This is a genomic window from Actinomadura hibisca NBRC 15177 (assembly GCF_001552635.1).
GTDB classification, from domain to species: Bacteria; Actinomycetota; Actinomycetes; order Streptosporangiales; family Streptosporangiaceae; genus Spirillospora; species Spirillospora hibisca.
In genome coordinates this window covers 46,601-67,108 of record NZ_BCRO01000029.1, presented here as the reverse complement: position 1 = coordinate 67,108, position 20,508 = coordinate 46,601, and the positions used below count along the sequence as shown (strand labels likewise).

The window sequence follows — 20,508 nt, the reverse complement described above, 5'->3', positions numbered from 1 at the left end:
ACCGCACGCGCCGCCCACACCGCACGCGCCGCCCACACCGCACGCGCCGCCCACACCGCACGCGCCGCCCACACCGCACGCGCCGCCCACACCGCGCCCCGACGCCCCCGCCTTCTTCGGCCGCCGCGACGAGTTGGCCCGGCTGGCCGAGACCGCCCGCGCCGTCGAGGCGGGCCACGGCGGCCTGGTGCTGATCAGCGGGGACGCGGGCATGGGCAAGACCGCCCTCAGCGAACGGTTCGCCGCCGAGCTGGCCGACACCGGCTGGCGCTGCGCCTGGGGCCGCGCCCCGGAGACCGGCGGGGCCCCCGCCGCCTGGCCCTGGGCCGAACTGCTGCGCGACCTCACCGCCGCCGAACCCGCGCCGGACGACCGGCTCGCCCCGCTACTGGAGGACGCGGCCCGCGCGGGCGGCGGCCCCGACGCCGCCGCCGGGCGCTTCCAGCTCCACCTGGCCGTCGCCGACTACCTGGCCGGGCTCGCCGAACGCGCCCCGCTGCTGCTGGTCCTGGACGACCTGCACTGGGCCGACGACGAGACCCTCGCCCTGCTCACCCGCCTCCTGCCCCGCGTGCGCGACCACCGCGTGCTGCTGGCCGCCACTTACCGGCACACCGAGATCCCCGAGCGGCTGGACGCCGCGCTGGCGACCCTGGCCCGCCACGAACCGCTGCGCGTCGACCTGGCGGGCCTCCCGCCCGAGGACGTCGCCGCGCTGGTCCGCGCCACCTGCCGCGCGGGCGTCGGCGACGCCGAGCTGGCCGCCATCGCCGAGCGCACCGGCGGCAACCCGTTCTTCGCCCGCGAGACCGCCCGGCTGCTGGACTCCCTGCCGCCGGGCGAGGGCCCGCCCGCCGCCATCCGCGCCGTCCCGGCCGGGGTCGGCGACGTGCTGCGCCGCCGCCTCGCCCGGCTGCCCGAACCGGCGCAGGCGGTGTTGCGGCAGGCCGCCGTCGTCGGCCGCGACGCCGACCTGCGCGTGCTGGCCGACCTGCCCGGCGGCGACGAGGACACCGTGCTGGAGGCGGTGGAGGCGGGCCTGGCGTCCGGCCTGGTCACCGAACCGGCCCCCGGCCGCCTCCGCTTCGCGCACGCGCTGGTCCGCGACACCCTCTACACCGGCCTGTCCCAGTCGCGCCGCGCCCGCCTGCACGGCGCGATCGGGGCCGCCCTGGAACGGCACCGGCCCGGCGAGGTCGCCGCGATCGCCCACCACTACCTGGAGGCGATCGCCGACCCCGCCAAGGCCGTGCGCTACGCGCGGCTGGCCGCCAGGGCCGCCGAGGCCCGCTTCGCTCACGGCACCGCCGCCGACCTGTACACGCGGGCCGCCGAGACGCTGCGCGCGCAGGGCCCGGACGCGCTGCCGGAGATGCTGGAGATCGAGGCCGCCGCGATCCGCGCCAGCGCGCTGTCCGGCCAGGTCGTCCAGGCCCGCGAGCGGCGGCTGCGGGCCATCGCCGAGGCCCGCGCGCTCGGCGACCTGACGCTGCTGGCCCGGGTGCTGGTGGCGTTCGACGTGCCGACGCTCTGGACCAGCCGCAAGTACGGGACCGTGGACCGGGAGGTGGTGGCCGCCGCCGAGGCGGCGCTCGCCGGGCCGCCCGGCGACGACCCCGAGCTGCGCGTGCGGCTGCTGACCACCCTCGCCATCGAGCTGGAGGGCGAGCAGGACGACCGCGGCGTGCGCGCCTCCGACGAGGCCGTCGCGCGGGCCCGCGAGCTGGGCCGGCCCGCCCTGCTCGCCGTCGCCCTCAACGGCCGCTACCTCAACACCTACCGGCTGGCCGACGACATCGAGGCGCGCTGGCGGCTGGCGCACGAGCTGCTGGAGGTCGCCACCGCCCACGACCTCGCCACCTACCGCGTGCTGGCGCACCTGCTGCTCCAGCAGGCCGCCGTCGCGCGGCTGGACCTGCCCGCCGCCCGCGGCCACCGGGACGAGGGGCTGCGCCTGGCCGAGCAGTACGGGCTGCCGCTGCTCGGGCTGATCGGGAGCTGGTACCGGGCGCTCGGCGCGGTCGTCTTCGGGCGCTACGGCGACGCCGAGGCCCTCTACACCGAGATCGCCGACGCGATCGCCCGCACCGGCGTGTGGAGCAGCGAGCGCGGCGTGGAGTTCTTCGGCATCTTCTGCCTGCGGCTCATGCAGGACCGGCACGGCGAGCTGGTCCAGCAGACCCGCTGGTTGTGGGAGAACTGGCCCGGCATCAGCGCCGCCGCCGACCTGTACGCCCTGGCCCTGGCCGCCGACGGCCGGGTGGACGAGGCCCGCCGGGTCGTCGCCGGGGCCGGGACGATCCGGCGCGACTACTTCTACGACCTGGCCATGCCGCTGCGCGGCCGCCGCGCCATGGCGCTGGACGACCGCGACCTGGCCGCCGCCGTCTACCGCGACCTGCTGCCGTTCGCCGGGCGGCTCGCCGGGGGCAGCTGCGCCGTCGCCACCGCCGGGCCGGTCGCCCGGACGCTGGGGGACCTGGCGGCCTACCTGGGGCGGCCGGACGAGGCCGCCGGGCACTACGACACCGCCGCCGAGGTCGCCGCGAAGGTCGGCGCGGAACGCTGGGAACGGGAGGCCCGCGACGCCCGGCGCGCCCTCACCGGACGCCTGGGCGACCGGCCATCCCTCGGCGTAGGCGACAATTGACACCGTGACATCGCTGGGAAACACCGCGCCCGAGGGCTTCCGTTCCGGTTTCGCCTGCTTCGTGGGCCGCCCGAACGTCGGCAAATCGACCCTGATGAACGCCCTGGTCGGCAGCAAGGTGGCCATCACCAGCAGCCGCCCGCAGACCACCCGCCGGGCGATCCGGGGCATCGTGCACCGCCCCGACGCCCAGCTCGTCATCGTGGACACGCCCGGCCTGCACAAGCCGCGCACGCTGCTCGGCGAGCGGCTGGACAGCCTGGTGCGCTCCACCCTGACCGAGGTGGACGTGATCGGCTTCTGCGTGCCCGCCGACCAGCCCGTCGGGCCCGGTGACAAGTTCATCGCCCGCGAGCTGGCGAACGTCCGCAGGACCCCGATCGTGGCGATCGTCACCAAGACCGACCTGGTGCCGCCGGAGAAGGTGGCCGAGCAGCTCATGGCGGTCGGCGAGCTGGGGACCTTCGCCGACATCGTGCCGTGCTCGGCGGCCGACGGCTTCCAGGTGGGCCTGGTCGCCGACCTGCTGATCGACCGCCTGCCCGAGGGCCACCCGCTCTACCCCGAGGGCGATCTGACCGACGAGCCCGAGCAGGTGCTGATCGCCGAGCTGATCCGCGAGGCCGCGCTGGAGGGCGTGCGCGACGAGCTGCCGCACTCGATCGCCGTGGTGGTGGACGAGATGGCGCCGCGCGAGGGCCGCGAGGGCCTGATCGACGTCTACGCGCACCTGTTCGTCGAGCGGCCGAGCCAGAAGGGCATCATCATCGGCCACAAGGGCGCGCGGCTGCGCGAGGTCGGCGCGGCGGCGCGCCAGCAGATCGAGGCGCTGCTCGGCACCAAGGTCTACCTCGACCTGCGGATCAAGGTGCTCAAGGACTGGCAGCGCGACCCCAAGCAGCTGCGTCGCCTGGGTTTTGATTGACACTGTTTCGACTAGGACCGTTCCGGCCGGCGCCGCCGGGCCCGCCGCGGCGCGTCAGCCGGGCCGCCACCGGCCGGGCCAGCGCGAACCCCACCACCAGCAGCGCCGCCGCCACCGCCAGGTACCAGCCGTAGGCGAAGGTGATCTCGTAGCCGAGCATCCGGCCGCCGCCGGTCAGCTCGTCGCGGGCCGAGTCCAGCCGCAGCACGAACAGCCCGCACACCAGCAGCGCCAGCGTGCCCGGCACGGCGGTGAGCACCGCGATGCGCCGGTCGCGGGCCGCCATGCCCCAGAACGTCATGGCCGCCGCGACCAGCGCCAGCACCGGCACCACCAGGATCGTGCCGTCGGCGTCGATGCCCGCCGCCGAGCCCGCGTCGTGCGACAGCGGCTCGCCGAAGGCGTCGAACACGATCTCGGCCCGCACCCACGGCAGGAACGCCGACACCAGCAGCGCCGCGGCGGCCGCCAGCGTCAGCGCGTTCCAGAACGCCCCGAACGAGCGCGGCTCGGACGGCTCGTGCCGTGCGGGCGGCTCGTCCGGCGGGCCGGCGGGCGGCTCGGCGGGGGCCGGTTCGGGCGGTTGACCTGCGATCGGCTCCGGCGGCAGGCCGCCCTCCTCCGGGGGCAGGAAGTCCGGCCGCCCCTCGCGCCGCGCACGGCCGTCGCCGGCCCCAGAGCCCAGGTCACCACTCATGGACCCAGGGTAAGGGGGACCCCCGGGTTCGCCGGGTCGGCCACGGCGGGGCGCGCGGGTCGGTACTTTGGGACGCAGTCCGTTATGGGAGGAGAGACCGTTGCTGCTCGTTTTCGGCTTTTCGGCGGTCTTCCGTACGGTCAGCGAGGGCACCTTCCACTGCCCGCGCTGCGGCGGCGACCGCGCCTACCGGCGCCGCGCCGGACGCCGCTACGCCACGCTGTTCTTCGTGCCCGCCGTCCCGCTGAACCGGCTGGGCGAGGCCGTGCAGTGCCGCTCCTGCCGGACCCGCTTCGGGCCCTCGGTGCTGCGGGTGCCCACCGCCCGGCAGATGGCCGCCGCGCTCCCGGCCGGGATGCGCGCCGCCGCCGGGCTGGTGCTGCGGGCCGGGAACCCCGCCCATCCCGGCGCGCGCGCCCGCGCCGTCGAGATCGTGCGGGGCTACGGCGAGGACGGCTACGACGACGACGCCGTGGAGGCCGATCTCGTGCTGCGCGCCTCGTTCCTGGAGCAGGAGGTCGCCCGCGCGGGCGCCCAGCTCGCGGTGGAGGCCCGCGAATGGTTCCTGGCCCAGGCGGTGCGCATCGGCCTGGCCGACGGGCCGCTCGGCGAGCGGGAGCGGCGCGCGGCGCACCGGGTGGCCGAGCTGCTCGGCCTGTCGCCCGCGCACGCCCTCGGCGTCATCCTCACCACGGAGGGCGCCGCCCGCTGAGCCGTGTCCGCCGAGCCGTGTCCGCTGAGCCGTGCCCGCCCGATCGAGGCGCGCCCGCCACCAACCCCGCGAACGAAGGCGAGCCGATGAGCATCGCTCTGGTACGCAGCCCCGGCCCCCGGCTGGCCGAGGGCATCGTCACCCACCGGGAGCGCCGCACGGTGGACACGGCGCTGGCCGCCCGCCAGCACGCCGCCTACGTCGCGGCGCTGCGCGCGGCGGGCTGGGAGGTCCGCGCGGTCGCGCCCGCCGACTCCTGCCCCGACGCGGTGTTCGTCGAGGACACCGTCGTGGTCTGCGGCGATCTGGCCGTCCTCGGCCGCTCGGCCGAGCCCCGCCGGAGCGGCGAGCTGGAGGGCACCGAACGCGCGGTGCGCGCGCTGGGCCTGCGGATCGAGCGCATCAAGCCGCCCGGCACCCTGGACGGCGGCGACGTGCTCCAGGCGGGCGGCACCGTCTACGTGGGCCGCGGGGCGCGCACCAACGAGGAGGGCATCTGCCAGCTCGCCCACCTGCTGGGCGGCCGCCGCGTGGTGCCGGTGGACACCCGGGACTGCCTGCACCTGAAGTCGGCCATGACCGCGCTGCCCGGCGGCTGCCTCATCGGCGTCCCCGAGCTGGTCGACACCGCCGCGCTGCCGGGCATGCGGGTGGCGCGCGAGCCGTCGGGCGCGCACCTGGTGGCGCTGGGCCCCGACCACGTGCTGATGGCGGCGTCCGCGCCGCGCACCGCCGCCGAGCTGACCGCCGAGGGGTTGCGCGTCACCACCGTGGACATCGGCGAGTTCGAGGCCCTGGACGGCTGCGTGACCTGCCTGTCGGTGCTGGTCCGCTGACCGACGCGTCGGCCCGCCCGCCGCGATCTTGGCGGTGAGATCTTCGTAAAGCGCTTGTAACACGACGGTCGTTGCCTGGAAATCTGTTTCCGGAGACTTGTCACAGTAAACGGAGCCACGGGCCCCATTATGTGAGGAGTCGACAGTTGCGGAAACCATTCTTCCGGCCATTGGCGGTGGCGGCGCTCCTGCCGGCGGCACTGCTCACCGCGTGTGGCGGGGAATCGGGTGACGGCGCCAACGGAGGCTCCGGCGGGAATAGCGGCAACACCATCAAGGTCGGCGTCCTGCACTCGCTGAGCGGCACCATGGCCATCAGCGAGGTGACGGTCAAGAACTCCGAGATGCTGGCCATCGAGGAGATCAACGCCAAGGGCGGCGTGCTGGGCAAGAAGCTGGAGGCGGTCACCGAGGACGGCGCCTCCGACTGGCCGACCTTCGCCCAGAAGGCGCAGAAGCTCATCAAGAAGGACAAGGTCGCCACGGTGTTCGGCGGCTGGACCTCCGCCAGCCGCAAGGCGATGCTCCCGGTGTTCGAGCGCAACAAGGCGCTGCTGTGGTACCCGGTGCAGTACGAGGGGCTGGAGTCCTCGCCCTACATCTTCTACACCGGCGCCACCACCAACCAGCAGATCGTGCCCGGCCTGGACTACCTGAAGGAAAAGGGCAAGAAGAAGATCTACCTGGTCGGCAGCGACTACGTTTTCCCGCGCACCGCGAACAAAATCATCAAGGCGTACGCGAAGGCCAACGGAATGGAGGTGCTCGGCGAGGAGTACACCCCGCTCGGGCACACCGAATACTCCACCCTGGTCAATAAGATCGGCGAGGCGAAGCCGGACGCGGTGTTCAACACGCTCAACGGCGACAGCAACGTGGCCTTTTTCAAGCAGCTCAAGAGCGCCGGATTCGACGCCGCCAAGCTGCCGGTGATGTCGGTCAGCATCGCCGAGGAGGAGGTCAAGGGCATCGGCGTGCAGAACATCGCCGGCCAGCCCGTGGCCTGGAACTACTACCAGACCACCGCGGGCGAGCAGAACGCCGCGTTCGTCAAGGCGTTCCAGGCCAAGCACAAGGGCGCGGTGACCTCCGACCCGATGGAGGCCGGGTACAACGCCGTGCACCTGTGGGCCGCCGCCGTCACCAAGGCCGGGTCCACCGACGTGGAGGCCGTCAAGAAGGCCGCCGCCGGGTTGTCGCTGGACCTGCCCGAGGGCAAGGTCACCATCGACGGGCCCACCCAGCACGTGCACAAGACCGCGCGCATCGGCGTGATCCAGCCCGACGGGCTGATCAAGGAGGTCTGGTCCTCCAAGGAGCCGATCAAGCCCGACCCCTACCTGAAGTCCTACCCCTGGGCCACCGGCCTGTCCTGACGCGCCGGACCGCGGCGCGCCGCAACGGCGCGGGGCGCCGCTTCCCACGGCCACAGGACCCACGGTGCGCTCAAGGAGGCGGCATCTCATGACGACACTGCTCAACCAACTACCGATCGGGCTCAGCATCGGCGCGGTGCTGCTGCTGATCGCCCTCGGCCTCACCTTCACCTTCGGCCAGATGGGCGTCATCAACATGGCGCACGGCGAGTTCATCATGGCCGGGGCCTACACCGCCTACCTGCTCCAGGACTGGGCGGGCTCGCAGGCGGTGCTGGTGGCCCTGCCGGTCGCCTTCGCCGTCGCCGGGGCGCTCGGCTGGGTGCTGGAGCGCACCGCGATCCGGCACTTCTACGGCCGCCCGCTGGACACCCTGCTGCTCACCTGGGGCGTCAGCCTCGTCCTCCAGCAGGCCGCGCGCGACATCTTCGGCGCGCCCAACGTGCAGGTGGTCGCGCCGTCCTGGCTGACCGGCCGGGTCGAGGTGCTGGGCGGGGCGCTGCCCTACGCCCGGCTGTTCATCATGGCCCTGGCGCTGGCCTGCGTGGCGGGCGTCTGGCTCTACCTGGACCGCTCCCGGCAGGGCCGCCGGATGCGCGCGGTCGTGCAGAACCGCGAGCTGGCCGCCGTCAGCGGCGTGGCGACCGGCCGGGTGGACCAGCTCACCTTCTTCATCGGCTCGGGCCTGGCGGGCGTCGCCGGGGTCGCGCTCACCCTGATCGGCCCGGTGGGGCCCTCGCTCGGCACCTACTACATCGTGGACGCGTTCCTGGTCGTGGTGGCGGGCGGGCTCGGCCAGCTGCGCGGCGCGGTGATCGCCGCCGTCGCGCTCGGCATGCTGAACTCCTTCGCCGAGTTCTGGACCGACGCCAGCCTCGCCAAGGTGATCGTCTTCGCGGTGGTCATCGGCTTCCTCCAGGTCCGCCCGCAGGGCCTGTTCGTGCTCCGGTCGAGGGCGCTGACATGAGCGACAGACTCCGCGGCTACGCGCTCTTCGCCTCCATCTCCCTGCTCCTGCTGGTGGTCGCGCCGCTGGCGCTGCCCGCCTTCCGGCTCGACGAGCTGGCCAAGTACCTGTGCTTCGCCATCGCCGCGCTCGGCATCGGCCTCGCCTGGGGCCAGGGCGGCATGCTGACCCTCGGGCAGGGCGTGTTCTTCGGCCTCGGCGGCTACGCCATGGCCATGTACCTGAAACTGCACGACGCGGGCGGCGACCTGCCCGACTTCATGGTCTGGAGCGGCGTGGAGCACCTGCCCGCGCTGTGGAAGCCGTTCGGCAACGTCGGGATCGCGCTGGCCGCCGTGGTCGCCGTCTCCGTCGCGATCGCGGTCGTGCTGGGCGTGCTGGTGTTCCGGCAGCGGGTGCGCGGGGCCTACTTCGCCATCCTCACCCAGGCCCTCGCCGCCGCCTTCGTGATCCTGCTGGTGGGGCAGCAGGGCCTCACCGGCGGCACCAACGGCCTGACCAACTTCTACGACGTGTTCGGCCGCGACCCCGAGGCCGAGGGCACCCAGCGCACCCTGTACTTCGTCACCGCCATCGTGCTGGGCGTGTTGTACCTGGGCGCGCGACAGCTCGTGAAGAGCCGCTTCGGGCGGCTGCTGGTGGCGGTGCGCGACGGCGAGGACCGGGTGCGGTTCCTCGGCTACAACCCCGCCACGGTCAAGACGGTCACGTTCGCGATCTCCGCGGCCATGGCGGGCCTCGCCGGGGCGCTGTTCGTCCCGGTGGTCGGCATCATCTCGCCGTCGCTGCTGGGCGTGGTGCCGTCCCTGGAGCTGGTGGTGGCGGTCGCGGTCGGCGGCCGGTACGCGCTGGCCGGGGCCGTGCTCGGCGCGGTCGTCATGAACTACGCCAAGACCTCCTTCAGCGAGCAGTGGGCGGGCGGCTGGCTGTACCTGGAGGGCGCGCTGTTCATCCTGGTCATGACCCTGGCCCCCAAGGGCGCGGTCGGCCTGTACGAGCAGGCCCGCGACGCCCTCGCCCGGCGGCGCGGCGTCCCGGCCCCCGCCCCGACGGCACCGCAGGAGGTGGCGGCATGAGCGAGCAGTCCCTGCTGGAGATCCGCGGGCTGGAGGTCGTCTTCGACGGCTTCAAGGCCCTCGGCGGAGTGGACCTGACGGTCGCGGCCGGGGAGCTGCGCTTCCTGATCGGCCCGAACGGCGCGGGCAAGACCACGCTGATCGACGTGATCACCGGGCTGACCCGGCCCGCCGCCGGGACCGTGCGGTTCGCCGGGACCGAGCTGGCCGGCCGCCCCGAGCACAAGATCGTCCGGCTGGGCATCGGCCGCACCTTCCAGACCTCGGTGGTGTTCGAGGAGCTGACGGTGGTGGAGAACCTCGACCTCGCCGCCGGGTTCCGCCGCCCGCTGCCGACCCTGCTGCGGCAGCGGCGCGGGGTGTCCGACGAGGTCGCCGCCGCGCTGGACACCATCGGCCTCGGCGACCTGGCCGACCGCCCCGCCGGGGTGCTCTCGCACGGCCAGCGCCAGTGGCTGGAGATCGGGATGCTCGTCGCCCAGCGGCCCCGCCTGCTGCTGCTGGACGAGCCGGTCGCCGGGATGAGCGGCGACGAGCGCGAGCGCACCGGCGAGCTGCTCACCGAGATCGCCCGGGACCACACGGTGATCGTGGTCGAGCACGACATGGAGTTCCTGCGCCGCTACGCCTCCCAGGTGACCGTGCTGCACGAGGGCCGGGTGCTGGTGGAGGGCGACGTGGCCGCCGTCCAGTCCGACCCGCGCGTCCAGGAGGTCTACCTGGGCCGCACCCGAGAGGAGGCGGCGTGACCGCCGAGCCGCTGCTGAAGGTCGAGGGGCTGGAGGCCGCCTACGGGCGCGCCCGGGTCCTGTTCGGCGTGGACGTCGCCGTCGAGCCCGGCGGGCTGATGTGCGTGATGGGCCGCAACGGGGTCGGCAAGACCACGCTGCTGAACGCCGTCATGGGGGTGCTCGCCCCGACCGCCGGGACCGTCACCTTCGACGGCGAGGACGTCACCGGCCTGCCCACCCACGAGCGCGTGCGGCGCGGCATGGGCTACGTCCCCCAGGGGCACGAGACCTTCCCGCAGCTCACCGTCGCCGAGAACCTCCAGGTCACGCTGGAGGCGACCCGGCACCGCGACCGCACGGCCGTGGACGAGGCGCTGGAGGTCTTCCCCCGGCTGACCGAGCTGCTGGGCCGCAAGGCGGGCTTCCTGTCCGGCGGCCAGCAGCAGCAGCTCGCCATCGCGCGGGCGCTGGTGACCCGGCCCCGGATGTTGATCCTGGACGAGCCGACCGAGGGCGTGCAGCCCTCGATCGTCGCCGAGATCGAGGCCGCGATCGAGCGGCTGCACCGGGAGCGGGGCCTGGCGGTCCTGCTGGTCGAGCAGTACCTGGAGCTGGCGCTGCGGCTGGCGGACGGCTTCGTGATCATCGAGGGCGGGGTGGTGCGCCGCTCGGGCACCGCCGCCGACCTGCGCGACGAGGAGGTCAAGCGGCTACTGGCCGTCTAGAGCGCCTGGTCCGCAGGGGATCAGGCGAGCGGCGGGTCGCGGAGGCGCGGCCGCGGCCCGCCGCCGACCCGTCGCCCGCCGGGGCACGGCCGGGAATCGGCCGTGCCCCGGCGGGCGTTCGGTACCACGGGGGAGTGGTGCGGCGTCTCACCATGCGGGACGCGGTTTCCGCGAGCCGGATGGGATCTGTTAGCTTGACACGCATGTCGCGCGAGCTGCTCCTTCTTAGCGGCCGCAGCGGGGGCCTGTAGCAGGTCGGCTCCCTCGCTGCGGGACCTTGACGTGCACGTCGGCCGCAGGACCCGAGCGCACCGCTCCGAGCAGACACCAGGGAACAGCTTCCATGTATCCGCAACAGCAGCCTTCCGGTATGCCCTTCGAGCGTTACCGTCCGTTCGCCCCGGTCAGGCTGAGTGACCGGACCTGGCCCGACAGGGTCGTGACCGAGGCCCCGCGCTGGTGCGCGGTGGACCTGCGCGACGGCAACCAGGCGCTGATCGACCCGATGGACGCCCAGCGCAAGCTCACGATGTTCGAGCTGCTGGTGCGCATGGGCTACAAGGAGATCGAGGTCGGCTTCCCGGCCGCCAGCCAGACCGACTTCGACTTTGTCCGGCAGATCATCGACGAGGGCCGCATCCCCGACGACGTGGTGATCCAGGTCCTGACCCAGGCCCGGCCCGAGCTGATCGAACGGACCTTCGAGGCCGTGCGCGGCTCCCGGCAGGCCATCGTCCACCTGTACAACTCCACCAGCACGCTCCAGCGGCGCGTGGTGTTCGGGCAGGACAGGGACGGCATCACCGCGATCGCCGTCGAGGGCGCCAAGCTGTGCAAGAAGCTCGCCGAGGACATGGGCGACACCACGATCTTCTTCGAGTACTCGCCCGAGTCGTTCACCGGCACCGAGCTGGAGTACGCGGTGGAGGTCTGCAACGCCGTCAACGACGTGTGGCAGCCCACACCCGAGTGGAAGACGATCGTCAACCTGCCCGCCACCGTCGAGATGGCCACCCCCAACGTCTACGCCGACCAGATCGAGTGGATGAGCCGCCACCTGGCCCGCCGCGACTCGGTGGTCCTGTCGGTGCACCCGCACAACGACCGGGGCACCGCCGTCGCCGCCGCCGAACTGGGCTACATGGCCGGGGCCGACCGCATCGAGGGCTGCCTGTTCGGCAACGGCGAGCGCACCGGCAACGTGTGCCTGGTGACGCTGGGGCTGAACCTGTTCACCCAGGGCGTGGACCCGCAGATCGACTTCTCCGACATCGACGAGATCCGCCGCACCGTCGAGTACTGCAACCAGCTGCCGGTGCACGAGCGGCACCCCTACGGCGGCGACCTGGTCTACACGGCCTTCTCCGGCTCGCACCAGGACGCCATCAACAAGGGCTTCGACCACCTGAGGCGGGACGCGGCCAGCGCGGGCGTACCGGTGGAGCAGTTCACCTGGGAGGTCCCCTACCTGCCCATCGACCCGCACGACGTCGGCCGCACCTACGAGGCCGTCATCCGGGTCAACAGCCAGTCGGGCAAGGGCGGCGTCGCCTACCTGATGAAGACCGAGCACTCGCTGGAGCTGCCCCGGCGGCTGCAGATCGAGTTCTCCCGGGTCGTGCAGGAGCACACCGACAGCGCGGGCGGCGAGGTCACCGCCGAGCGCATGTGGGAGATCTTCCAGAACGAGTTCCTGGCCAACGGGCCGCGCGCCGGGCTGCTGGCGCACCGCACGGTGTCGCGGGTGGACGAGAAGGACGCCATCAGCTGCGACGTGCGGGTGGACGGCGAGATCCGCGAGATCGAGGGCGTGGGCAACGGCCCGGTCTCGGCGTTCGAGGACGCCCTGGCCGCCGTCGGGATCAACGTGCGGGTGCTGGACTACGCCGAGCACGCGCTGAGCGCGGGCGGCGACGCCCGCGCCGCCGCCTACGTCGAGTGCGACGTGGACGGCACCACGGTGTGGGGCGTGGGCATCGACGGCAACATCGTCACCGCGTCGCTGAAGGCCATCCTGTCGGCGGTGAACCGCGTGGCCCGCACCGCCACCGCCTGACGCCCGTACGTCTACACCGCATGACCTTCCGGGCGCGGCCCGCGCGGGGGCGCGCCCGGAGACCGGACCCGATCACAACGATGTGATCCCATCGGTGATCGCCGCTCGGGCCCCGGCCGTGACGACCTCACGGCCGGGGCCCGGTGCACGTCCGGCCCGGTGCACGTCCGGCCCCGCCGGTCCGGCCGCCCCCGCGCCGCGCTCGTCAGCCGGCGCGGCCCAGCACGTGGTGGACCAGCTCCCGCAGCGGCCCGTTCAGCTGCGCCTCGCCGACGGTGGCGGTGTCACCGTCGATGTCGATGTCGTACAGGAACTGGTCGGGGATGCGGCCGGGCGGCGGCACCGACGTCAGGTCCACCCGGTCCACCAGCCGGGCCAGCAGCGGGTCCTTGCCGCTGTCGGACTCCCCGCGTCGCTGCACGCCCGCGAAGCCCCCGCTGCGGATCACTGTGACCTTCATGGCGCCTCCCGCCTGTTCTCACAGGGACACGCCTACCCCCGTCCAGGCGTTCCTCACCGCCGTCGTCTCGGCCGCGTCCGCGCCGTACAGTCCCGTGGCGGTGGCGACCGTCGCCGCGGCGAACCCGGCGAAGTCGATCGTCGGCGACAACTTTCCGCCGGTCAGGGTGTCGTACCAGACCCGGCCGGCCTTCTCCCAGGCGTTGCCGCCGAGGGTCGTGGCGGCCAGGTGGAAGGCCCGGTTCGGGATGCCGGAATTGATGTGGACTCCACCGTTGTCGCGGTAGGTGTCCACGTAGTCGTCCATGTGGCCGGGCTGCGGGTCCTTGCCGAGGCGCGGGTCGTCGTAGGCGGTGCCCGGCTCCTTCATCGAGCGCAGCGCGACGCCGTTGACGCCCTCGGCGAGCAGCCCCTGGCCGATCAGCCAGTCGGCCTGGTCGGCGGTCTGCCCGAGGTGCCACTGCTTGATCAGCGAGCCGAACACGTCGGAGGCCGACTCGTTGAGCGCGCCGGACTGCCCGAAGTACTCCAGGGCGGCGGTGTACTGGGTGACGCCGTGGGTCAGCTCGTGGCCGGTGACGTCCAGCGGGCCGGTGAAGGCGGTGAACAGCACCCCGTCGCCGTCGCCGTACACCATCTGCTCGCCGTTCCAGAAGGCGTTGTCGTAGTCGCGGCCGTAGTGCACCGTCGAGATCATCGGCAGGCCCGCGCCGTCGATGGAGTCGCGGCGGTAGGCCGCCTCGAAGAAGTCGAAGGTGACGCCCAGCCACTCGTAGGCCTGGTCGACCACGCGGTCACCGGTGGCGGGGGCGCCCTCGGCGCGCACGGTCCGGCCGGGCAGCGTCTCCTGGTTCGCGGCGTCGTTGATGGTGCGCTTGGGGACGAAGTCCTCGGTCGGGGGGCTCGGCGCGACGGGCCCGACCCGGCGCTCGACCCGCTGCGCGGCGCTGAGGACCAGGGACCGGCGGGCCATGGCGCGCAGCGCGGGGTCGGCTGCGGGGTCGTGGGCGACGTGCTCCAGCATGTGCGGCGGCACGATGGTGCATCTCATGCCTCAACGCTGCCAGCTTCCTGTGATCCGGGCCACATCTTCGCGCACACTGCCGCGACCGATTTCGGTCACGGTGCGTGATGGCGTGGACGATCGCGCCAGGTTCCGGTGCTTCCCGGGCACCGCCCCCGGTGCGGGACAATGGACGGGTGACCCTCTACCGCGACGAAGGCATCGTGCTGCGCACCCAGAAGCTGGGCGAGGCCGACCGGATCGTGACGGTGCTGACCCGGCGGACCGGGCGCATCCGGGCCGCCGCCAAGGGGGTCCGCAAGACCAAGTCGCGCTTCGGCGCGCGGCTGGAGCCGTTCACCCACGTGGACCTGCAACTGTACGAGCGCCGCTCGCTCGACCTGATCACGCAGGCCGAGACGTTGCGCCCCTACGGCGAGCCCCTGGTCAGCGACTATCCCCGGTACACCGCGGGCTCGGCGATGCTGGAGACCGCCGAGCGCCTCACGGCCGAGGAGGGCGAACCCGCGCTGCGCCAGTTCCTGCTGCTGCTCGGCGGCCTGCGGACGCTGGTGGAGCGCACCCACGAACCCCGGCTGGTGCTGGACGCCTACCTGCTGCGCTCGTTGTCGGTCGCGGGCTGGGCCCCGGCGCTGGACGAGTGTTGCCGCTGCGGCGACCGCGGCCAGCTGCGCGGCTTCGCGATCGCGGCGGGCGGCGCGGTGTGCGCCCGCTGCCGCCAGCCGGGCGCGGCGACCCCGGCCCCGCCGACCTTCGCGCTGATGCTGGCGCTGCTGCGCGGGGACTGGGAGCACGCCGACGGGAGCGAGCCGCGCCACCGGATAGAGTGCAGCGGCCTCGTCGCGGCCTACCTGCAGTGGCACCTGGAGCACGGCATCCGGTCGTTGCGGCACGTGGAGCGCGAGGCCGACACCCCCCGGAACGACACACCCGACAACGACGACGCCGAGAACGACAGGGAGCCAGTGTGAGAAGGGCCGTTTCGCCGCCGGAGCCGCACCGGGACGGGGCGCGACCGCCCGCCATCCCCGCCGACCTGGTGCCGCGGCACGTGGCCATCGTCATGGACGGCAACGGGCGCTGGGCCAAGGAGCGCGGGCTGCCGCGCACCGAGGGGCACAAGATGGGGGAGGACTCCCTCTTCGACGTGATCATGGGCGCGATCGAGCTGGGCGTCCCGAACCTGTCGGCCTACGCCTTCTCCACCGAGAACTGGAAGCGCTCGCCCGACGAGGTGCGCTTCCTGATGGGCTTCAACCGCGACGTGATCCGCCGCCGCCGCGACCAGCTCAACGCGATGGGCGTGCGGGTGCGCTGGGCCGGGCGCCGCCCGAAGTTGTGGCGCAGCGTGATCTCCGAGCTGGAGACGGCCGAGGAGATGACCCGCGACAACGACGTGCTGACCCTCCAGTTCTGCGTGAACTACGGGGGCCGCGCCGAGATCACCGACGCCGCCGCCGCGATCGCCCGCGACGTGCGCGACGGGAAGCTGAACCCCGACAAGATCTCCGAGAAGGTGTTCGCCCGCTACCTCGACGAGCCGGGCATCCCGGACGTGGACCTGTTCCTGCGCTCGTCGGGCGAGCAGCGCTTCTCCAACTACCTGCTGTGGCAGTCGGCGTACGCCGAGATGGTGTTCCTGGACACCCTGTGGCCCGACTTCGACCGGCGGCACCTGTGGCACGCCTGCGAGATCTACGCCAGCCGCGACCGCCGCTACGGCGGCGCGGCCCCCAACCCGGTGGAGCCCGCCCCCGCCAACTGAGGGACGGCCCGGACCCCCGCGTCCGGGCCGGCTTCCCCCGCCGCAAAGCATGTATTTCCTACTGGGTTAGTTGATAAATTGGCCGGGGCCGCCTACCGTCGTGCCATGACGTACCAGGTGCTGGACCCTGTCCACCCGGATGTCCGCCCCGCCCGCGCCGGCCGGGTCCCCGCCCTGCGGGTCCTGCCGCTCGCGGGACGCGTCGGCGCGGAGGTCCACGGCGTCCACCTGTCGGGCGTGCTCGGCGCGCCGGTCGTGGGCCTGCTGCGCGAGGCGCTGCTGCGCCACAAGGTGCTGTTCTGCCGCGACCAGCACCATCTGGACACCGCCGGCCAGACCGCCTTCGCGCGGCTGCTGGGCGAGCCCGTGACGGGCCTCGCCGACGGCCCCGCGCCCGGCGGCGGCTGGCACGCGGGCCCCACCTGGGCGCCCCGCCCGCCCGGGATCTCGGTGGCGCGCGCGGTGGAGGTGCCCGCGCACGGCGGCGACACCGTCTGGGCCAACACCGCCGCCGCCTACGACGACCTGCCGGTCGAGCTGCGGGAGCTGGCCGACCGGTTGTGGCTGCGGCACGGCGACGGCGTCGACGAGGCCGAGCACCCGCTGGTGCGGGTGCACCCCGAGACCCGGGAGCGGGCGCTGCTGCTGGGCGGGTTCGCGCGCCGGGTGGCCGGGCTGAGCGAGGAGTCGGACTCCGAGGCGCTGCTGCGGCTCTTCCAGGAGCACGTGACCCGGCTGGAGAACACCGTCCGCTGGCGCTGGACGGCCGGCGACGTGGCGATCTGGGACCAGCGCGCCACCCAGCACCGGGTCGTGCGCGACTACGGCGACCGGCCGCGCCGCCTGCACCAGGTGATGCTGGCCGGGGACGCGCCGCGCTCGGTGGACGGGCGGCACGGCACCGCCCGCTGAACGCGCCCGGACGGGCGGATCAGTTCGTACCGAACGGAAGGGGGCGGCCGGAGCCGCCCCCTTCCTTCGTCGCGCGTCAGACGAGCGCGGCGTCCAGCGTGATCTTCGTGCCCGCCAGCGCCTTGCTGACCGGGCAGTTCTCCTTGGCGTTCTGCGCCGCCTTCTCGAAGTCGGCCGCCGACAGGCCCGGCACGCTGGCCCGGACGACCAGCTTGATGCCGGTGATGCCCTCGCCCGGCTGGAAGGTCACCTCCGCCTTGGTGTCGACCTTCTCCGGCGGCGTGCCCGCCCCGGCCAGCCCGTGCGACAGTGCCATCGAGTAGCAGGTGGAGTGCGCGGCGGCGATCAGCTCCTCCGGGCTGGTCTTCCCGTTGGCCTCCTCGGCCCGCGAGGGCCAGTTCACGTCGAAGGTGCCGATCTTGGAGGAGTCGAGGGAGACCGTGCCCTGGCCGCCCATCAGCGGCCCTTCCCAGTGCGCGTTGGCGATGCGTGTCGTAGCCATGCCCCGATTGTGTCCCACCCGGGCGCCCGCGCCGGACACCGGCACCCGGCGAGTCAGCGGGGGCGGGGCGTCAGCGGAGGGCGGGGCGTCAGCGGGCGGCGCAGTCGGCGCAGGTGCCGAAGACCTCGACGGTGTGGGTGATGTCCACGAAGCCGTGCTCGGCGGCGATGGCGTCGGCCCACTTCTCGACCGCCGGGCCGCCCACCTCGATGGTGCGGCCGCAGTCGCGGCAGACCAGGTGGTGGTGGTGCTCCGCCGAGCGGCAGGCGCGGTAGACCGCCTCGCCGTCGGCGGTGCGCAGCACGTCCACCTCGCCCGAGTCGCTGAGCGCCTGGAGCGCCCGGTACACCGTGGTGAGTCCGATCTTGGAGCCGTCGGCGCGCAGGTCGGCGTAGATGTCCTGCGCGCTGCGGAAGCCGTCGCACCCCGTCAGGGCCTGGCGCACCGCGTTCCGGCGGGCCGTCGTCATCCCCCAAGCACCTCCGCCTCGGCCTCCACTGTCGACCGGGCCGCCGCCGCGACGGTCCGCCTGCGGCGCAGCACCGCGCCCCCGGCCGCCGCGACCGCGAACACCGCGAGCGCCAGCAGCACGATCGAGGGGCCCGGCGGCAGATCGTACTGGAAGGAGCCCGCCAGCCCGGTCACCGCCGACAGTACACCGATCCCCATCGCCAGCAGCATCGTGCTCCGGAAACCCCGGGTCACCTGCTGCGCCGCGGCGACCGGCACCACCATGAGCGCGCTGACCAGCAGCAGCCCGATGGCCCGCATGGAGATCACCACGGTGACCGCGGCGGTCGCGGCGATCAGCACCGACAGGAAGCGCACCGGCAGCCCCGAGGCGCGCGCCACCTCCTCGTCGGTGCACAGCAGGAACAACTCGCGGCCGAACACCGCGACGATGCCCAGCACCACCACCGCGAGCCCGGCCACCACGTACAGGTCGGCGGGGGTGACGCTGCTGATCGAGCCGAACAGGTAGGAGTTGAGGTTGGCGCCGCCGTCGCCGGTCGCGCCGGTCAGGATCACGCCCCCGGCGAGGCCGCCGTAGAACAGCAGCGCGAGCGCGACGTCGCCGCCGCTGCGGCTGCGGGCGCGCAGCACCTCGATGGCGACCGCGCCCAGCACCGACACCGCCAGCGCCGCCAGCACGGGGGAGGAGCCGGTCAGCAGCCCCAGCCCGATGCCGGTCAGCGCGATGTGGCCGATGCCGTCGCCCAGCAGCGACAACTTGCGCTGCACGATGAAGGTGCCCACCGCGGGCGCGGTCAGCCCGATCAGGACCGCCATCACCAGCGCGATGCGCATGAAGTCGTAGGAGAGCATCTCGGTCATGCGGCGGTCCCCCCTGCCACGGTGTCCCCCGTCACGGCGGCCTCCTCGCGGAGCACGCGGCCGTGGTCGAGCACGATCGTGCGGGTGACCAGCGGCTCGATCGGGCCCAGTTCGTGCGCGACCAGCACGACGGTGCGGCCGTCGCCGGTCAGCGCGCCCAGCGTCCCGGCGAGCGCGGCCTGGTTGGCGGCGTCCACGCCCGCGGTGGGCTCGTCCATCACCAGCACCTCCGGGTCGCCCGCCAGCGCGCGGGCGATCAGCACGCGCTGCTGCTGGCCGCCCGACAGCAGGTGCGCCGACTCGCGGGCGTGGTCGGCGAGGTCCACCGCCTCCAGCGCGCGGTCCACCGCGGCGCGGTCGGCGGCCCGGTCGCCGGGCAGCGCCGGGAGCCAGCGCGAGCGGCGGGCGGTGCGGCCCGACGACACGACCTCGCGGACGGTGGACGGCACGCCGCCGCCCATCGGCAGCCGCTGCGGCACGTACCCGACGCGCCGCCAGTCGCGGAACCGCGCGGGCGGCACGCCGAAGATCTCGGTGCGACCGCCGCTGAGCGGCCGCAACCCCAGCAGCGCCTTGATCAGGGTGGACTTGCCCGCGCCGTTGGGGCCGAGCACGGCCACCACGTCGCCGGAGCGCACCGTCAGGTCGATGCCGCGCAGCACCTCGCGGCCGTCCAGCCGGACCCGGCCGCCGGTCATCGCGAACGGCGGGGCGCCGGTGTTCAGGGCGCCGGTGTTCAGGGCGTCGGCGTTCGGGGTGTCGGACTTCATGAGCACTCCAGGGCGGGCTTGAGGGTCTGGAGGTTGCCGCGCATCACCGACGGGTAGTCGGCCTTGGAGCCTTCCTTGACGCCCTCGACGGGGTCGAGCACGGCGGTCCTCACGCCCGCCTCGCGGGCCAGGGTGTCGGCGACCTTGCGGCTGACCAGGCTCTCGGTGAACACCGTGGTCGCGCCGGAGGCGCGCACCTCGCCGGTCAGCTCGGCCAGCCGCTTGGGCGACGGCTCGCTGGTCGGGTCCACCCCGGCGATGGAGATCTGCTTGAGGCCGTAGCGGTCGGCCAGGTAGCCGAACGCGGCGTGCGCGGTGACGATCGTCTTCTGCTTGCAGGACGCCAGGCCCGTCTTGAACTCCTGGTCCAGGCCGTTCAGCTCCTTGACCAGCGTGGCGGCGCGGGTCTTGTAGCCGTCGGCGTGGTCGGCGTCGGTGGCGGCCAGCTTGTCGCCGAGCGCGGTGGCGACGGTCGCCATGCGCGACGGGTCGAGCCAGAGGTGCGGGTCGATGTCGCCGTGATCGTGCCCGTGCTCCGCTTCCCCGCCGTGCCCGTGCTCGTCCTCGTGGGCGTGCTCGTCCTCGCCGGGGGCGGGCAGCGTCTTGACGGTGCTCGCGGCGTCCAGGCCCTTGCCCTTGGCGTGCTTGGCGACCGCGTCGTCCACGGCGGGCTGGAGGCCCTTCACGTAGAGCGCGAGGTCGGCCTTGCCCAGGGCGCCGATCTGCTTGGGCGTGAGCTCCAGGTCGTGCGGCTCGGCGCCGGGCTTGGTGAGCGTGCTCACGGCCACGTCGTCGCCGCCGACCCGCTCGGCCAGCCAGGCCATGGGGTAGAACGCGGCGACGACCTCGGTCCGGCCGGCGGCCCCGGTCCCGCCCGCGTTCCCGCAGGCGGTCAGGACCGCCAGGCCGAGGGCGGCGAGGACGGTGGACGGAACGAGGCGCGACGGCTTTCGGGAGGTGAACACGCCTCAAGTATGGACGAAAATGAAA

21 protein-coding genes are annotated in these 20,508 nt (G+C 73.6%); 13 read left to right on the top strand and 8 right to left on the bottom strand.

Annotation, left to right across the window (positions count from 1 at the left end; translation table 11 throughout):
- On the top strand, positions 1-2,650 hold a 2,650-nt coding region (locus AH6_RS15085), incomplete at its 5' end, for an ATP-binding protein (RefSeq protein ID WP_157431491.1).
- Between the two features lie 4 nt (positions 2,651-2,654).
- A complete protein-coding gene (gene era / locus AH6_RS15080; RefSeq protein WP_157431490.1) occupies positions 2,655-3,575 on the top strand; it encodes a GTPase Era in 921 nt (306 codons plus the stop codon).
- Here era and AH6_RS15075 read toward each other — a convergent pair.
- Positions 3,523-4,272, bottom strand: a complete 750-nt coding sequence (locus AH6_RS15075) for a hypothetical protein (RefSeq protein ID WP_067479783.1) — start codon at positions 4,270-4,272, stop codon at positions 3,523-3,525. The two genes, era and AH6_RS15075, sit on opposite strands and share 53 nt — an antisense overlap.
- A 100-nt stretch (positions 4,273-4,372) precedes the next feature.
- On the opposite strand from AH6_RS15075, the gene AH6_RS15070 reads away from it, so the two are divergent.
- The 8 genes from AH6_RS15070 (at position 4,373) to leuA (ending at position 12,751) form a co-directional block, all read left to right on the top strand.
- Positions 4,373-4,984, top strand: a complete 612-nt coding sequence (locus tag AH6_RS15070; protein WP_067479781.1) for a TerB family tellurite resistance protein — start codon at positions 4,373-4,375, stop codon at positions 4,982-4,984.
- Positions 4,985-5,070: 86 nt separating this feature from the next.
- Positions 5,071-5,820, top strand: coding sequence for a dimethylargininase (gene ddaH, locus AH6_RS15065; RefSeq protein WP_067479779.1), 750 nt, complete (start codon positions 5,071-5,073; stop codon positions 5,818-5,820).
- 146 nt (positions 5,821-5,966) lie between these two features.
- Entirely contained in the window at positions 5,967-7,196 is a 1,230-nt protein-coding gene (urtA, locus tag AH6_RS15060; RefSeq protein ID WP_067479777.1) for an urea ABC transporter substrate-binding protein, read from the top strand.
- 88 nt (positions 7,197-7,284) lie between these two features.
- The gene (gene urtB, locus AH6_RS15055) at positions 7,285-8,163 is read left to right on the top strand and encodes an urea ABC transporter permease subunit UrtB (protein WP_067479775.1); all 879 of its coding nucleotides are present in this window, start codon (positions 7,285-7,287) and stop codon (positions 8,161-8,163) included.
- On the top strand, positions 8,160-9,239 hold the full coding sequence (urtC, locus tag AH6_RS15050) for an urea ABC transporter permease subunit UrtC (RefSeq protein ID WP_067479773.1): 1,080 nt from the start codon (positions 8,160-8,162) through the stop codon (positions 9,237-9,239). The genes urtB and urtC overlap by 4 nt, the downstream gene beginning before the upstream one ends.
- Complete coding sequence (gene urtD, locus AH6_RS15045) at positions 9,236-9,988, top strand: urea ABC transporter ATP-binding protein UrtD (RefSeq protein ID WP_067479771.1); 753 nt, start codon at positions 9,236-9,238, stop codon at positions 9,986-9,988. Before urtC ends, urtD begins: the two co-directional genes overlap by 4 nt.
- On the top strand, positions 9,985-10,695 hold the full coding sequence (gene urtE, locus AH6_RS15040; protein ID WP_245679311.1) for an urea ABC transporter ATP-binding subunit UrtE: 711 nt from the start codon (positions 9,985-9,987) through the stop codon (positions 10,693-10,695). Before urtD ends, urtE begins: the two co-directional genes overlap by 4 nt.
- A 343-nt stretch (positions 10,696-11,038) precedes the next feature.
- Positions 11,039-12,751, top strand: coding sequence for a 2-isopropylmalate synthase (gene leuA / locus AH6_RS15035; RefSeq protein ID WP_067479769.1), 1,713 nt, complete (start codon positions 11,039-11,041; stop codon positions 12,749-12,751).
- A gap of 205 nt (positions 12,752-12,956) precedes the next feature.
- Here leuA and AH6_RS15030 read toward each other — a convergent pair whose 3' ends face one another.
- Together AH6_RS15030 and AH6_RS15025 are read right to left on the bottom strand one after the other, a co-directional pair.
- The gene (locus tag AH6_RS15030; RefSeq protein ID WP_067479767.1) at positions 12,957-13,211 is read right to left on the bottom strand and encodes a protealysin inhibitor emfourin; all 255 of its coding nucleotides are present in this window, start codon (positions 13,209-13,211) and stop codon (positions 12,957-12,959) included.
- 18 nt (positions 13,212-13,229) lie between these two features.
- Positions 13,230-14,261 carry a M4 family metallopeptidase gene (locus tag AH6_RS15025; RefSeq protein ID WP_067479766.1) on the bottom strand — a complete coding sequence of 344 codons (1,032 nt, stop codon included), beginning with the start codon at positions 14,259-14,261 and terminating at the stop codon, positions 13,230-13,232.
- 149 nt (positions 14,262-14,410) lie between these two features.
- Here AH6_RS15025 and recO point away from each other — a divergent pair, with 149 nt between their 5' ends.
- The 3 genes from recO to AH6_RS15010 all read left to right on the top strand — a co-directional run bounded on the left by recO (position 14,411) and on the right by AH6_RS15010 (position 16,911).
- Positions 14,411-15,205 (top strand): DNA repair protein RecO, encoded by a 795-nt coding sequence (recO, locus tag AH6_RS15020; protein ID WP_067479764.1) that lies wholly within the window; start codon positions 14,411-14,413, stop codon positions 15,203-15,205.
- Entirely contained in the window at positions 15,202-15,999 is a 798-nt protein-coding gene (locus AH6_RS15015) for an isoprenyl transferase (protein WP_067479762.1), read from the top strand. Before recO ends, AH6_RS15015 begins: the two co-directional genes overlap by 4 nt.
- A 105-nt stretch (positions 16,000-16,104) precedes the next feature.
- Complete coding sequence (locus AH6_RS15010; protein WP_083982862.1) at positions 16,105-16,911, top strand: TauD/TfdA dioxygenase family protein; 807 nt, start codon at positions 16,105-16,107, stop codon at positions 16,909-16,911.
- Between the two features lie 76 nt (positions 16,912-16,987).
- Here the strand turns inward: AH6_RS15010 and AH6_RS15005 are convergent, their stop codons facing one another.
- From AH6_RS15005 to AH6_RS14985, 5 genes are all read right to left on the bottom strand, one after another.
- Positions 16,988-17,413, bottom strand: coding sequence for an OsmC family protein (locus AH6_RS15005; protein WP_067479761.1), 426 nt, complete (start codon positions 17,411-17,413; stop codon positions 16,988-16,990).
- 88 nt (positions 17,414-17,501) lie between these two features.
- Entirely contained in the window at positions 17,502-17,882 is a 381-nt protein-coding gene (locus tag AH6_RS15000) for a Fur family transcriptional regulator (protein ID WP_067479760.1), read from the bottom strand.
- Entirely contained in the window at positions 17,879-18,748 is an 870-nt protein-coding gene (locus tag AH6_RS14995; protein ID WP_067479759.1) for a metal ABC transporter permease, read from the bottom strand. Before AH6_RS14995 ends, AH6_RS15000 begins: the two co-directional genes overlap by 4 nt.
- Entirely contained in the window at positions 18,745-19,518 is a 774-nt protein-coding gene (locus AH6_RS14990) for a metal ABC transporter ATP-binding protein (protein WP_373861776.1), read from the bottom strand. Before AH6_RS14990 ends, AH6_RS14995 begins: the two co-directional genes overlap by 4 nt.
- The gene (locus tag AH6_RS14985) at positions 19,515-20,483 is read right to left on the bottom strand and encodes a metal ABC transporter substrate-binding protein (RefSeq protein ID WP_067479757.1); all 969 of its coding nucleotides are present in this window, start codon (positions 20,481-20,483) and stop codon (positions 19,515-19,517) included. The genes AH6_RS14990 and AH6_RS14985 overlap by 4 nt, the downstream gene beginning before the upstream one ends.
- Positions 20,484-20,508: the final 25 nt, after the last annotated feature.